Below are 14,817 nucleotides of genomic sequence, written 5' to 3' on the forward strand. Positions count from 1 at the left end.
AATTCCAGATTTGACCTGGGTCAAGTCCTCCCGATAAATATTTACTCACCTGCAGTAAACCATTTTATCTTCTTGCCACCGGGCTTGAGCAACCTGGCCCGGCGTCATGTCTCACCTCGTCAATCCTTGACCGCCGGCAGGAATCCGGTTAGATTGGGCACGGCTTCATACCACCCCTGAACGGACCCCATCCTTGGCGCTGCTCGAAGTCCGCAACCTCAAAACCTACTTCTTCACTCCCGGCGGCCTGGTCAAGGCGGTCGGTGGCATCGATTTCTCCATCGATGCCGGGCAGACTTTGGCCCTGGTCGGGGAATCGGGGTGCGGCAAGTCGATCACCGCCCTCTCGCTGCTGCGGCTGGTGCCGGAGCCGGGACGGGTGGTGGGCGGGGAAGTCCTCTTTGCCGGGGAGGATCTGCAACGGTTCCCCGAGGCGGAGATGCGCCGCATCCGCGGCAACCAGGTGGCGATGATCTTCCAGGAGCCGATGACCGCGCTCAACCCGGTCTTCCGCATCGGCGACCAGATTGCCGAGGTTCTGACCCTGCACAAGGGGCTCGCGCCCCGCGCCGCCCTGGAGGCCGCCGCCGACCTGCTGCACCAGGTCGGCATCCCCGAGGCCGGGCGCCGCCTTCGTGAATACCCGCACCAGCTCTCGGGCGGCATGCGCCAGCGGGTGATGATCGCCATGGCCCTCGCCTGCGACCCGCGGCTGCTGATCGCCGACGAGCCGACCACCGCCCTCGATGTTACGATCCAGGCACAGATCCTCGAACTCCTCGACCGGCTGCGCCGCGAGCGGCAGATGGCGACGCTGCTGATCACCCACGATCTCGGCGTCGTCGCCGAATCGGCCGACACGGTCGCCATCATGTATGCCGGACTGATCGTCGAATACGCTCCGGTGCGCGACCTCTTTGCCGACCCCCGGCACCCCTATACTCGCGGCCTGCTCGCCTGCATTCCGCGCCTCGGGGAAAAACGGCAGCGCCTGACCCCGATCGACGGCCAGGTCCCGGTCGCCGGCGAACTGCCCGCCGGCTGTACCTTCCTGGAACGATGCGCCGCCCCCTTCGCCCCCTGCGGCAACCAGCTGCCGCCGATGACCGAAATCCGGCCCGGCCACCTGGTGCGCTGCTGGCAGGGGAGGTAGCGACGATGGAACCCCTTCTTTCGGTGCGCAACCTGCGCAAGAGCTTCGCCGTCAGCGGCAAGACCCCGGGGGCCCGGTCGCAGCGGCTGCTGGCGGTCGACGACATTTCCTTCGATCTCTACCCCGGCGAAACTCTCGGCCTGGTTGGCGAGTCGGGGTGCGGCAAGTCGACCACCGGCAAGCTGCTGCTGCGCCTGCTCGACGCTGACGGCGGCGAGGTTCACTTTGCCGGCGAAAACCTGCTGCAGCTTTCCGAGCGGCGCCTGCGCCCCCACCGGCGCCAGCTGCAGATGATCTTCCAGGACCCCTATTCCTCCCTCAACCCGCGCATGCGGGTCGGGCAGATTGTCGCCGAGCCGCTCGTCATTCACGGCCTCGCCCGCGGCAGGGAGCTGCAGAGTGAGGTGGTGCGCCTGCTGGGCACCGTCGGTCTCGGCGCCGAGCACCTCGATCGCTACCCCCATGAGTTTTCCGGCGGCCAGCGCCAGCGCATCGGTATCGCCCGCGCCCTGGCAGTACGGCCGCAGCTGATCGTCGCCGACGAGCCGGTCTCGGCCCTCGACCTGTCGATCCAGGCCCAGGTCGTCAACCTGCTGCAGGACATCCAGCAGCAGTTCGGCCTCACCTACCTCTTCATCGCTCACGATCTCTCGGTGATCGAGCATCTCAGCGACCGGGTGGCGGTGATGTACCTCGGCCGCATTGTCGAACTCGCGCCGGCGGATGCCCTCTACCGCCAGCCTCGCCACCCCTACAGCGAGGCCCTCCTCAACGCCGTACCGATCCCCGACCCGGCAGCGCGCCGCGCCCACCGGCCGCTGCAGGGAGAGATTCCCTCCCCGATCGAACCGCCCACGGGCTGCACCTTCCACCCCCGCTGTCCCTACGCCCGCCCGCTTTGCGCCGAGCAGACCCCGCCGCTGGTCGACCAGGGGAGCGGCCAGTTTGCCGCCTGCTTCTTCAGCGCCGAGGTCGGCAAGTTTCGCCAGGCGCGCTGACCCTCCCCTGCCAGGCACCCCTTTGCCGTTGACACCCCGTGCCAGCAATGGCACAATCGGCGCCATTGCCAGGGGTATCTTTCTCCCCTGAACTGTCATTGCCAGCAGTTTGTCGAGACCGCCGCGGCACAATCGGCCGCCGCGCGCAGCAGGAGGTTTTGCATGGGTCCGATCACGACGGTGCGGGAGAACTGCCGCAAGTGCTATTCCTGCGTTCGCAACTGCCCGGTCAAGGCGATCAAGGTCAAACAACACTACGCCGAAGTCATCCACCAGCGCTGCATCGGCTGCGGCAAATGCATCCGCGTCTGCTCCCAGAAGGCAAAGGTGATCGCCGCCTGCATCGAAGAGACCGAGCGGCTTCTCGCCGGCAAGGATCCGGTGGTCGCCGTGCTGGGCTGCTCCTTCCCCGCCTTTTTCAATGACGTTCTTCCCGGCCAGCTGGCGAGCGGCATCACGCGTCTCGGCTTCGACGAGGTCCACGAAGGCTCCAGCGGCGTCGAACTGGTGCGCGCCGAATACGGCCGCCTCAAGGAACAGTCCCTTGGCCGTCCGCTGATCTCCACCCACTGCCCGACCATCGTCGACCTGATCGAACGCCATTACCCGCAACTGCTCAAGAACCTCATGGACAGCGTCTCGCCGATGGTCGCCATCGGTCGCTTCATCAAGGCGCGCCGGGGACCGAAGACCCGGGTGATCTACATCAGCTCCTGCATCGCCGGCAAATTCGAAATCGAGGCCGAGGAAGTGGCCGGCGCCGTCGACGTCGTTCTCACTTACCAGGAACTCAATTCGATGCTGCGCCAGCGGAAGATCGATCTCACCCGTCTTGCCGAGGGGCATTTCGACGGTATCCCGGCCGGGAGGGGGCGGCTTTTCCCGATTTCCGGCGGTCCCTTCGAGGCCTTCGCGATCAGCAACGAATTCCTCGACCCCGACTTCGTCACCACCGAGGGGGAAGAGAATGCCCTCGAGATCATCAAGGATCTCGCGGCCGGCCGCATCCATCCCAAGGTCGTCGACCTCCGTTTCTGTGCGGGGGGCTGCATCAGCGGTCCCGGCAAAAACAACCGCCTCACCACCTTCTCCAAGCGCAGCCTCGTCATCGACTACTTTCAGCACGGCAAGGTCCCCTACGTTACCGCCCCCCATTACCTCGTCAACCGGCCGAATCCCGACCTGCGGCGCCAGTTCAAGAACAAGCACCAGCGACTCGACCTGCCGAGCGGGGACAGCGTGCGCAAGATCCTGCAGTCGACCAACAAGTTCGTCGAGCAGGACGAGCTCAACTGCGGCTGCTGCGGCTACCAGACCTGCCGCGAACATGCCGTCGCCGTCTACCAGGGGCTGGCGGAAGAGGACATGTGCCTCCCCTTCTCTCTCAAGCGCCTCGAGGAGGACCGCTTCAACCTCGCCCAGAAATACGAACTGGCCCGCCGCGCCCTTGACCAGGAATTCGGCGACGCGGCGATCATCGGCCAGGACACCGGCACCTCGGAGGTCCTCAAGCTGATCCGCCAGGTCGGCCCGACCCAGACCACCGTCCTCATCCGCGGCGAGAGCGGCACCGGCAAGGAACTGACCGCCCGCGCCATTCATCAGCAGAGCCACCGCAGCGACAAGCCGCTGGTCACCCTCAACTGCACTACCCTCACCGACAGCCTCCTCGAAAGTGAGCTCTTCGGTCACAAGAAGGGGGCCTTCACCGGCGCCATCGGTGACAAGAAGGGGCTCTTCGAAGCGGCGAATGGCGGCACCATCTTCCTCGACGAGATCGGCGACATCACGCCCAAGCTGCAGGCCGAACTGCTGCGCGTCCTCGATTCCGGCGAAATCCGCCCGGTCGGCGGCAATGCCGCGGTCAAGGTCGATGTGCGCCTGATCGCCGCCACCAACAAGAACCTCGAAAATGGCGTCGCCGAAGGCTGGTTCCGCGAGGACCTCTTCTACCGCCTCAACGTCTTCACCATCACCATGCCGCCGCTGCGCAGCCGCATCGACTCCCTCCCCGGCCTCGTCGAGCATTTCCTTGCCCGTGCCAGCAAGCGGGTCAACAAGACCCTGCTCGGCATCGAGGAGCGGGCGATCCAGGCCATGCAATGCTATCCCTGGCCCGGCAATATCCGCGAACTGCAAAACATCATCGAACGGGCTGCCGTCCTGACCCAGGACCAGGTGATCCGCCTCGAAAACCTGCCGGTCGTCTTTGCCGAACTGAGCCTGGGGGAAACTGCCGGCGCCGGCAAGCAGCCCGGCAGTTTCCGCGGCCAGCGGGAAAAACACCTCAGCCAGGTGGAGAAGGGCCTGATCAAGCGCTACCTGCAGGAGAGCGCCGGCAACGTGTCGGAAGCCGCGCGGCGGGCAGGGATCCCGCGCCGCACTTTTTATCGCCTGCTGAGCCGCTATAACATTCAGGGCCGGGACTTCAGCGCGAAAAGCCGTTAGGGACCCGCCATTGAGCCAAATCCAACACAACCCTGGCCTCACCGCGTGCCAAAACCGGCACACCGTGACAATCGGCTGTTTTTATTGATAAATTTCCAATTTTTTTAATCCGCCTAGAATTATTGTGCCATCCTCGACACAGCCTCCGACCGAACCTACTTCATACTGCCTCGCCACGAGGCGGCAGAATCCGCATATTTCCAGGGCCTGCCGCTTCCGGCTTCAACTTGGCACGCCCTTTGCTAACCCTAAAAACCAACTTTCACGGGGATTTACTACGTTCCATACCAACCGGAAACCAGTCCCCCTTGCGCCGCCCGGGATCTCTCTCCCCCGAGCGGCGTTTTTTTATTCGCCAAGGGGAAAAGGTTCCGCTAGAATTTAACGAGGCTTAACTTTAATGTTTTTCTCCCCCAGGAGGGAATGAAGAGATGCCAACCTCGAAACCGCGCGAAAAGATCGGCATCACCACCCTTGAGGACATCAGCGCGCTGATCCTCCAGTCCCACGATCTCGACGAGACCCTGCGCAACATCGTCAACCTCGTCGCTCGTCGCATGGGGACCGAGGTCTGCTCCATCTACCTCCTCGACGACGACCTGCAGACCCTGCGATTGCGCGCCAGCAAGGGTCTCTCGCGACGCGCCGTCGACAAGGTCACCATGAAGATCGGGGAGGGGCTCACCGGCATGGCCGCGCAGGAGCGTCATGCCGTCGCGATCCTCGAGCCCCAGTCCCACCCGCGCTACCGCTACTTCAAGGAGACCGGCGAAGAGCGCTTCCATTCCTTTCTCGGCATCCCCCTCTTCGATCGCAACCACCCCCTCGGGGTGGTCGTGCTGCAGACCAAGGAAGCCCGCCAGTTCAGCCCCGAAGAGATCAGCGCCCTGTCGACCATCGCCTTCCAGGTCAGCTCGATCGTCATCAACGCCCGCCTGCTTGACTCGATCCGCCAGAAGGAGGAGGAGTCGAGCCGCTTCGCCCGGGAGCTGGAGAAAACCCGGCAGTCCCTGCTCCAGCGCGAGCAGCCGGTGGACGGCGGCGGCGAGCTGGCGATGCGCGGCATTGTCGCCTACCCCGGCGTCGTCTCCGGACCGGCCCATGTCCTCGACCAGAAGCTCGGCTTTGCCGACATCCTCGACGAGGAGGAAGTCGACAGCCCGACGGAACTCGCGCGCCTCGAGGCCGCCCTCGAGAAAACCCGGATCCAGACCCTCTTCCTGGAAAAACGGGTCGCCGAGCGCCTTTCCGAAAACGATGCGGCAATTTTCCACACTCACCTGATGATCCTCGAGGACCGCAGCTTTCTCGACAAGCTGCGCCGCGAGATCAAGGGGGGACACAGCGCCCCCTATGCCCTGAAGAAGGTGGTAAGCGGCTACATCGAGGCCTTTGCCCGGATGGAGGATCAGTACCTCCGGGAACGGGCAGCGGACATGGAAGACATCGGTCGGCGCCTGCTTGGCAACCTGGTCGGGGAAGAGCACCAGGTGCTGCAGCTGCGCAGTCCCGGGATTCTCGTCGCCAGCGAACTTCTGCCGTCGGACATGGCCGGGCTTGATCACGAACAGCTCCGCGGCATCGTCACCGAGGCCGGCGAAAAGAACTCCCACGCGGTGATCATGGCCAAGGCGCTCGGAATTCCGGCCCTGGTTGGAGTCCGCGGCGCCGTCAAGGCGGTCCGTCCCGAAGACCCATTGATCCTCGACGCCAACTCCGGCTGTCTCTACGTCAACCCGCCGGCCAAGATCGTCGAAGAGTACCGGCGCCTGGAGGAGGACTGCGGCCGGGAACTGCACCGCCTCGAGGAATATCGGGATCTGCCGGCCCGGACCAGCGACGGCGAGCGGGTGCTGTTGCGCGCCAACATCGGCCTGGTGTCGGATGTCGAAGTCGCCCGCCGCAATGGCGCCGAAGGAGTCGGTCTTTACCGCACCGAATTTCCCTACATGGCGCGCGGCGATTTCCCCGACCGCAACGACCAGTACCAGCTCTACCGCAAGGTCATCGAGGGCTTTCCAGGTCACCCGGTGACGATCCGCACTCTCGACATCGGCGGCGACAAGGTGCTCCCCTACTTCAACCCGCCGAAGGAGGACAATCCCTTCATGGGGTGGCGTTCGGTGCGGGTCTCCCTCGACAACCGCGACATCTTCCGCACCCAGCTCGAAGCGATCCTGATGGCCGGCGTCCACGGTGAGGTAAAACTCCTCTTTCCGATGATCTCCGGCATCGAGGAAGTCCGCGCCTGCAAGGCGGTTCTCGCCGAGGCGCGGGAGAACCTGCGCCGCGACGGGGTGGAATGCGCCGCAACGATCCCCCTCGGGGTGATGATCGAGGTGCCGGCGGCGGTCCGCCTCGCCCCCCAACTGGCCCGCGAGGTCGATTTCTTCGCCCTTGGCACCAACGATCTGATCCAGTACATGCTCGCCGCCGATCGCAACAATCCGCTGGTCAGCAAGTACTACGATCCGCTCCACCCGGCGATCCTGCAGGTGCTGCGCGACGTGACCGAGGTGGCGCGCGAACAGGGCAAGGGCCTCTGCCTCTGCGGCGAAATGGCCTCCGACCCCCTCTGTTTCCTGCTGCTGATCGGCCTCGGCATCCGCGAGTTCTCGATGCCGGCACCCTTTATTCCGCGCACCAAGGCGCTGCTGGCGACGATCTCCGCCCGGGCGGCACGCAAGGTCGCGCGGGAGGTGACGGAAATGGGAGAAAGCCGGCAGATCCGCAAATCCCTGGCCCGGCTCCTTGGCGAGCCCCGTCGGCCCGACTGAACCGGGAAGGGGGCATTACCGCACCAGGAAAAGAGAAAGGCCGGGGCTTCAAGCCCCGGCCTTTCTCTTTTCCTGGTGGAGAGCGCAGCGCCCTTCAGGATTCGTCGGCACTGTCCGGCCGCTGGTAGCTGGCGAGCAGCTCCTCTTCCAGGCGCAATTGTTCGGCGCAGTAGGCCCAGCCCTGGTAGGCGGCCAGGCCGAGGATGGTGACCCCGGCGACCAGTACCGCCCAGAAATTCTCCCGGAGCGATTCGGCGAAATGGAAAAAACCGAAAAAAGCGGCGAGGTAGAAGAGGTGAAGGTAGTTTCGCCCGGGCGGATCCCCCTTCGCCATCCGGGAAAGGATCAGGACCGAAGCGCTGAAGGCATAGCCGACCAGTGCCAGCTGGATCATCCGCACCGGCGGCGCCGGCCCCAGCCAGCGCCTCGCCCCCTCCGAGAAACTCGGCAGGAGATCGAAGCCGCGCGACGCCGCAATACTGACCGCCAGGAACGCCGCCACCAGCCAGATCCCCCGGCTGGCCCGGTCGCGCAGCCTATTGATTCTGGCCTGCGCCTCCTGCCTGCGCCGGGAGGGGTCCGGGCTCGATGACTGGTGCGGCGGTGTCTGCATGCTGGCTTTTCTCCGGGGGGAGTGGCGCATGGGAGCCATGGCGGGTGGCCGCAAGGCGGCGCAGGTGACCGGCCAACAGCTCCAGCTCCCCGCAGCCGCGCGGGAATTCCCGATCCAAAATACCATTAGAAAGTTTTTCGGTAAAGTCTGTCAAACGCCGGAGCGGAAGAAAGACCTGATGGTTGAGCAAGGCGGCAACGCCGCCGACGGTGAGGATCAGCACCATCAGGCTGAAGGCGATCATGCGCAGCTTGAGGGTCGCCAGGGCGGCCTTCTGCGGCGCCTGGTCGAGACCGATATCGAGCATGCCAAGAACCTTGCGCTGGCCCAGGCTTTCATGGCAGGCGCCGCCGATGCACTCCGGCTCATTGTAGACCGGGGCGGTCACTGCCAGGATCTCGGCGCCGCGGGCATTGACAAAACGGCGCGTCATCTGCGAGAGCTCGGGGTTGGCAATCGGCAGGGGCCCGGAATGACAACCGGCGCACCCTTCGGCGTTCTTGTCCAGGGTGCGGGCCTCCTCCTCGCTGTGCCCGGAGAACATCACCCGCCCTTCCTTGTTGAAGATCCGTGCGTGCTCGACGCCGGTCTGGCTGGCGATGTTCTGCAGGATGTTGCGCAGCGTTTCGCGATCGTCGCGCAGCATGGCATAGCGGGTCGACTTGAGTACGGTTCCGGCCAGGGCCGCCGACTGTTCTGCGGCATGGCTGCTCAGATCGGACTGGACCACGGTATAGAAGAGGATACAGCAGAGGACGACGAATCCGGTGACGGCCAGCGCGACGGGCACAATGGCCCGGGTACATAGATTCTTCAGCATGATTGACCTCTCCTGGCAGAACATCCGCGTTCCGCCCTCGCCGCCCGGCAGCCGGCCCACCCCCACGGTGGACCGGCTGCACGCCGGCCGGTCATTCCGCGTCCGCGACCCGGTAGGCTGCCGAGGGGGCCGGCGCCCCCTGACGGATGCCGTGCGGTTCGGCGACAGGTGCCGTCTCTGCCGCCAAGGCCTCCAGCCCTTTGAGACGATAGAGAATCGGCAACCGGTAAAGGATGAAGCGGTAGGTGGCGATGTAGATGGCGAAGATGGTGATGCTGATCACCAGCTCTTTCCAGTGCGGGATCTCCTGGTAGAGATTCCAGTTGAAGGCGACCAGGGCGGTATTGAGCCGGTTCAGGACCACGCCGATCACCGTGACAAAGGCGCCAAGGCGCAGCAGGCCGATCTTCCGGTAGCGGATGCCGCGGGCGAAGAGGATCAGCGGCAGGATCACGCCGAAGGCGATTTCGAAGAGGAACCACTGCCCCCAACCGGTCCCGAGGTAGGCCCATTCGTTGTCGTGGGCGACCCCGATCAGCTTGATCACCAGATAGGTCACCAGCCCCATGCTCGCGCCCTTGGCGAGGGCGATGGTCAGGCGATCGAGGCTCGCCAGAAAGGCCTCCCCGCAACGCCAGGCCATGGTCTTCTTGACGATGGTGCTGACCGCGATCACCATGCACAACCCGCCGGGGATCGCCGAGCAGAGGAAGAAGATCCACTGGAAGGAGGAGGAGTACCAGAGCGGGTGGACCTTGCCCGGCGCGTAGGTGAAAAGGGCGCCGAGGGCCCCCTGGTGCAGGGTCGAGAGGATGATGCCGGAGACGGTCAGGCCGAGGGTGATGCGCCGGATAAAGCGCTTGCCGGCGAGCCAGCCCATCCATTCGAAGAAGGAAGAGGAGACCTCGGCGACCTGTACCGTCAGATAGGTGGCCACGTGCCAGCCGACCAGGAAGAGGACCGCGGCCGGGCCGAAGGCGACGGCCATCGGATAGGGAAGGCGCCAGGGCTGGCCAAGATCGACCATCAGGTAGACGACAGCGAAGAAGTAGCCGAGCAGACCGTTGAGCAGGGCCAGGCGCTCGATCGGTTCGAAATCGTGGCGACCGAAGATCTCTACCGAGGTACCGAGCATGAAGCCGGAGGCCGAAAGCGGTACCATGGCAAAGAGCCCGAAGCCGAGGAAGAGCCCCCAGGGATAGTCGTTGGAGCTGTGGGTGACCGATCCGAGACCGAAGATGAAGCGGCTGGCGATGAGGGGCAGGCCGACGGCGAAGATCAGGCCGAGGATCCAGTTGAAGGGATTGCGCACCGCCTGGGCCAGGTATTCCCGGAGCGACAGTCCCAGCAGCAGCTTGCTGATCAGCCCTTTGCGGCCGGAGCCGAGTTCCTGGACCGATTCGGTCGGCGACCAGCCTTTGGTAAGGAGACTTTTCATGGTTTCAGATCCTCCTGTTGCGGATGCTCATGGTCTTCACCGTGCTCCCCCTTGCGCGAAGCCAGCAGGTGGAAACCGCTGAACAGGGCCGGCCAGATCGCCAGGACCATCGGTACGGTGCTCAAAAAGTCCTTGACATTGTTGATGATCGGCTCCTTCTGCAGGGTCGTGTTGAAACCGGCCTCCTCGAAGGGAACATTCGACAGGTACATCCAGGCGGTACCACCGACCTCCTTCTCGCCGTAAATCTGGTCAACATAGCGTCCCGGCTGCATGCGGATCCGCTCCCGGCCGATCTTCAGCAGGTCGTTGCGGTGCCCGAAGGTCAGGGCTTCCTGGGGGCAGATTTCGACGCAGGCCGGAGGATTGCCGTTCTTCAGCCGGGTCTCGTAGCAGAAGATGCACTTCTTGACCATCGGGTTGAGGACGCTCGAATAGGAATAGGCCGGGATATTGAAGGGACAGGCGATCATGCAGTTGCGGCAGCCGACGCAGACCTTCGAATTGTAAATCACCGCCCCTTCCCGGGTCTTGGTGTAGGCGTTGACGAAGCAGGAGGTCAGGCAGGCCGGCTCATTGCAGTGATTGCACTGGATTTTCCGATAGACCGGCTTTTGGTCCCCTTCCGGCTGGTAGCGATTGACGACGGTCAGGTGATTTTCATCGGTGCGCCGTTTCTGGGTACCACCGTGAAAGGTCTGATCGAAGACCGACTGGTCATCGAAGGGCTCCTGCGGGGCGGGAAGATTCTGTTCCCGGTTGCAGGCGGCCTCGCAGCTGCGGCAGCCGATGCAACGGGTCAGGTCGACCAACACCCCCATGCCATCGGGATAGCCCTCGAAACTCCCCGCCCCCAGGGCCTTGCGGGCCGGCGCCAGGGTTACGGCTGCGCCGCCGGCGAGGCTGGCCGCGAGAAAACGTCTGCGACTTATCTTCGTCATGATCTCATCTCCTTGAGTCCCGAAATGGACGAACACGGCTTGGTCAGCGCATCAGTGGCCCGAACCGCCGGCCGGTGCCATGGGCGGCGCGTAGTTCCCCGCATGGTAAAAGGCATCCCCCGCATCGGTCCGGGCGTGACAATCTTCGCACCCCCGGGGTCCCCCCATCTCCTCATGACACCCCATGCAGGAGAGGTGATAGGCCGCCTGCAGCCCGACCTTGTCGGCGTGGTAGAGGTTGATGTTCTCCCCCTTGCGCCGCAGTGCCTCGGCCGAAAAGGGCCGGGCCAGGTGGCAGCCCTGGCAGGAGACGGTGGCCGCCGGTTGGCCGGCGGCATGACAGCCGCCACACTGCGGGGCCTGGGGGGCGCTGCCGGTGGTGTGGTGGTGACAGGTCGCGCAGTCTTCGGCGACCGATTCATGCATGGCGTGATCGAAGACGACCTCCCCGTAGAGGGCGGACATGGCATCGATTGTCACGCTGTCGGGCCCTTCCCCGGCCCGGGCCGGGGAAGCCGGCAAACTCGACAGGGCCAGGGCGGTGAGGGCAACAAGCAGGCAGATCCTGAGAAGAAGCATGGGTAATTCCTCCTTGATGGTCCGCATCACGGTCAATGGCCGTCCTTCCGGGAAGCGTCATCGTGATGGATGTAGCGATAGAACATCGGGAACGAGATGAAGAACGCCACGCAGATCAGGTACTCCACTCCCTTGATGTACTGGTAGAAGTCGACCAGGGTGAAGACCGACTGTACCTCACCGATGGACTGGAAGAAGTTTTGCAGCATCTCAATCATGGGTTATCTCCTTGAGCCGGTCCGCGTCACGGACCGGATGTCGGCTAATGGGCTTTCACGCGTTCCTTCTCTTCCGCCGTGGCACTCCCCTTGAAGATTCCCTTGGCCCAGCCGAAGAGGAGCATCAGGGAGGGCAACAGCTGCGCCACCAGGATCAGGGCGCAAAAGGCGAGGAACCCGATTACCAGCCAGCCGCTGCGGTAGGTCTGGGCGGTATCGACCGCAAAAGCCGGAACTGCGACGAGCAATGAAACCAGCGCTGGCGTTCCTTTCCAAAGTTCTTTCATGACTGTCTCCTTTTCGGGTCTGATGGTTTAACACTCCGGCCTGCCCTTAGGGCAATGGCCAGTCGATTACTGCTGGAGCAGGCTGGCAAAGGCGCAGCTGACGGCCTGGCGGATCTCCTCACTGTCTTCCGGCTGCACCGGCTTGAGCGCGTGGTAAAAGATCCCTTCCCGGCGCAGGCGCCGGACCAGGGGGAGAGACAATTCTCCCGTCACCAGGATCACCGACAGTTTGCGATTGCAACGCTTGAGCAACGGGATCAGGTCCGCGGCCCGTACTTCATCGAACTGGCTGCTGAGGATCACCACCTGCGCCGTATTCTTGAGCACATCATGGAGGGCGCTGGCTGCTGAATCGGTGACCGTCACGTGGTAGCCCGCTTCAATGAAGAGATTTGCCATCCGCTTCCTCGACTCCAGATCTTCTTCGGCAATGAGTAGTCCGCGCATCACATGCGCCTCCCTGGCTGCCGTGCATGATTCCCTGCGGGACCCGGCTACTTCGCCTCGTCCTGCTTGACAACCGTCGTGGCCGTGGTCTGCCGGGGAGCGAAGAGCTCCTTGATGACCGAGTAGAAGACCACGATGCTCGGCACCAGTTGGAAAACGATGATGACCGCAACGAAGCCGAGAAAGAGAGCGACCAGGAACCCGCCGCCGCCAGCTTCCGCGCCGCCGGCCGCCAACGCGGTACCGGCCACTCCAAACATCAACATCCCCTGCAATACAAGTCGTTTCATGGCTTTCTCCTTTCCCCGTAGGGGTGTGAACCGTTGCCCTGTGCTTGTGCAGTCGCCGTGCCCAAATTAAATTATTTTTATTATAATTTTTAAGTTATTGAATTTATTGAGATTTACCTCGGGAGAAACGGGGATTCCGCGACTTCTTCGGGGGCTGGCTGTATAGCGGAAACATTCATCAGAATCGGGCGCCGAGGCCGAAATCTCCGGGATATCGACGTAGGTACCTGAAATTGAAGGATTTCTACTGGAAGGGCGGGATGTACAGCGGGAACATACAGGTGGATATATTATGAATATCTCCCGATATTTAACTTGACGCTGAGGGATGATTTGAGGATTATTGTGAGGATTTGTTAATTTATTGGGAGATGTTCTGATGAGCCAAGCACAGATCCTGGTGATTGACGACGACGAAGTGATCCGCGGGGCTGCGCCGGGTCCTGGAATCGCGCGGCTATGCCGTCGCCACCTCCCCCAGCGGCATCCTCGGCCTCGAACGCATGGGCCAGCGGGACTTTTCCCTGGTGATAACCGATCTCAAGATGCCGGGCATGAGCGGTCTCGAGGTGCTGCGGCAGATCCGGATTCTCCATCCGGGGATGCCGATCATCATGATTACCGGCTACTCGACGGTGGAAACCGCGGTGGAGGCAATGAAGAATGGCGCCACCGATTTCATCGCCAAACCCTTTCTCCCGGATGAAATCTGCGAAAAGGTCCGCAACGCCCTCGACCTGAAACCCCTCCTCGTCGACGACCTCTACCTGCAGCGGATGCTGGAGGAGAACCAGGGCTTCGATTCCTTCATTGGTGCCAGCAAGGAGATGCAGCGCGTCTACCGGCGCATCATGCAGGTCGCCCCCGCCGACAGCACCGTTCTGGTGACAGGGGAGAGCGGCACCGGCAAGGAACTGGTCGCCCGCGCCATCCACAACAACAGTTCGCGGCGCAACGCTCCTTTCGTCGCCGTCGACTGCACCTCCCTGGCGGAGAACCTTCTCGAGAGCGAACTCTTCGGCCACACCAAGGGCTCCTTCACCGGCGCCATCCAGACCAAGACCGGCCTGTTCAAGGTCGCCGATACCGGGACCCTCTTCCTCGACGAAATCGCCAACATCAGCCTGACGACCCAGGCCAAGCTGCTGCGGGTGTTGCAGGAGCGGGAGGTGCTGCCAATCGGCGGTACCCAACCCCTCCCCATCGATATCCGCCTGGTGGCGGCGACCAATGCCAACCTGCAGGAACTGGTCGCCAACGGCCGCTTCCGCGAAGACCTCATTTTCCGGCTCAACATCATCCCTATCGAGCTGCCGCCGCTGCGGGAACGCAAGGGGGACCTGCGGCTCCTGGTCGGCCACTTCCTGACCCGCTATGCCCAGGAGATCGGCAAGGAGATCCGGGGCGTCGCGCCCGATGCCATGGCGCTGCTGGAGAACTATCCGTTTCCGGGGAACGTGCGGGAATTGGAGAACCTCATCGAGCGGGCGGTGGTCCTGGCGGAAGGCAACCTGATCCAGCGGGTCGACCTGGAGCTCCAGGTCCCCGGCGGCGAGGATCACTCCTGGGAGGCGGTCGTGCCGCAGACCATGGACGAGCTGAAGGAACGCAAACGGCTGCTGCGGGAGCAGGCGGTGGAGACGATCGAGCGGGCTTTCGTTCTCGACGCCATGCGCCGCAACGATTGGAACGTGACGCGGGCGGCGGAGGAAGTCGGCATGCTGCGGCCCAACTTCCACGCCCTGCTCAAAAAGCAGGGGCTCTCCGCCCGCAACCGGCCGAGCGGCATCGACGACTGAAGGTGTGTC

The 14,817-nt window shown here is 63.5% G+C and carries 13 protein-coding genes and 1 pseudogene; 5 read left to right on the forward strand and 9 right to left on the reverse strand.

The features are described from left to right. The first annotated feature begins 193 nt into the window (after positions 1–193). From DBW_RS12490 to ptsP, 4 genes are all read left to right on the forward strand, one after another. A complete protein-coding gene (locus tag DBW_RS12490) occupies positions 194–1,153 on the forward strand; it encodes an ABC transporter ATP-binding protein (protein ID WP_066727837.1) in 960 nt (319 codons plus the stop codon). A gap of 5 nt (positions 1,154–1,158) precedes the next feature. Then, positions 1,159–2,151: an ABC transporter ATP-binding protein gene (locus DBW_RS12495; protein ID WP_066727838.1), complete on the forward strand. Its 993-nt coding sequence runs from the start codon at positions 1,159–1,161 to the stop codon at positions 2,149–2,151. A gap of 162 nt (positions 2,152–2,313) precedes the next feature. Further along, on the forward strand, positions 2,314–4,599 hold the full coding sequence (locus tag DBW_RS12500) for a sigma 54-interacting transcriptional regulator (RefSeq protein WP_066727839.1): 2,286 nt from the start codon (positions 2,314–2,316) through the stop codon (positions 4,597–4,599). A 431-nt stretch (positions 4,600–5,030) separates the two neighbouring features. Continuing rightward, a complete protein-coding gene (ptsP, locus tag DBW_RS12505; RefSeq protein WP_066727840.1) occupies positions 5,031–7,376 on the forward strand; it encodes a phosphoenolpyruvate--protein phosphotransferase in 2,346 nt (781 codons plus the stop codon). Between the two features lie 94 nt (positions 7,377–7,470). On the opposite strand, the gene DBW_RS12510 is transcribed toward ptsP, so the two are convergent. From DBW_RS12510 to DBW_RS12550, 9 genes are all read right to left on the reverse strand, one after another. Next, positions 7,471–7,989 carry a menaquinol oxidoreductase gene (locus DBW_RS12510; RefSeq protein WP_157471888.1) on the reverse strand — a complete coding sequence of 173 codons (519 nt, stop codon included), beginning with the start codon at positions 7,987–7,989 and terminating at the stop codon, positions 7,471–7,473. Then, on the reverse strand, positions 7,913–8,809 hold the full coding sequence (locus DBW_RS12515; RefSeq protein WP_066727842.1) for a hypothetical protein: 897 nt from the start codon (positions 8,807–8,809) through the stop codon (positions 7,913–7,915). Before DBW_RS12515 ends, DBW_RS12510 begins: the two co-directional genes overlap by 77 nt. A 91-nt stretch (positions 8,810–8,900) precedes the next feature. Beyond that, positions 8,901–10,247: a polysulfide reductase gene (locus DBW_RS12520; protein WP_066727843.1), complete on the reverse strand. Its 1,347-nt coding sequence runs from the start codon at positions 10,245–10,247 to the stop codon at positions 8,901–8,903. Next, positions 10,244–11,179: a 4Fe-4S dicluster domain-containing protein gene (locus DBW_RS12525; RefSeq protein WP_066729847.1), complete on the reverse strand. Its 936-nt coding sequence runs from the start codon at positions 11,177–11,179 to the stop codon at positions 10,244–10,246. Before DBW_RS12525 ends, DBW_RS12520 begins: the two co-directional genes overlap by 4 nt. Positions 11,180–11,239: 60 nt before the next feature. Next, entirely contained in the window at positions 11,240–11,767 is a 528-nt protein-coding gene (locus DBW_RS12530) for a cytochrome c3 family protein (RefSeq protein ID WP_066727844.1), read from the reverse strand. 32 nt (positions 11,768–11,799) lie between these two features. Next, complete coding sequence (locus DBW_RS12535) at positions 11,800–11,985, reverse strand: hypothetical protein (protein ID WP_066727845.1); 186 nt, start codon at positions 11,983–11,985, stop codon at positions 11,800–11,802. Between the two features lie 44 nt (positions 11,986–12,029). Continuing rightward, positions 12,030–12,272 carry a hypothetical protein gene (locus DBW_RS12540; RefSeq protein ID WP_066727846.1) on the reverse strand — a complete coding sequence of 81 codons (243 nt, stop codon included), beginning with the start codon at positions 12,270–12,272 and terminating at the stop codon, positions 12,030–12,032. Positions 12,273–12,338: 66 nt separating this feature from the next. Beyond that, positions 12,339–12,719, reverse strand: coding sequence for a response regulator (locus tag DBW_RS12545; protein WP_066727847.1), 381 nt, complete (start codon positions 12,717–12,719; stop codon positions 12,339–12,341). A 47-nt stretch (positions 12,720–12,766) separates the two neighbouring features. Beyond that, complete coding sequence (locus DBW_RS12550) at positions 12,767–13,009, reverse strand: hypothetical protein (protein WP_066727848.1); 243 nt, start codon at positions 13,007–13,009, stop codon at positions 12,767–12,769. 379 nt (positions 13,010–13,388) lie between these two features. Between DBW_RS12550 and DBW_RS12555 the strand changes: the two are divergent. Further along, positions 13,389–14,808, forward strand: a pseudogene (locus tag DBW_RS12555) (sigma-54-dependent transcriptional regulator). Positions 14,809–14,817: the final 9 nt, after the last annotated feature.

The organism is Desulfuromonas sp. DDH964 (assembly GCF_001611275.1).
GTDB lineage: Bacteria > Desulfobacterota > Desulfuromonadia > Desulfuromonadales > DDH964 > DDH964.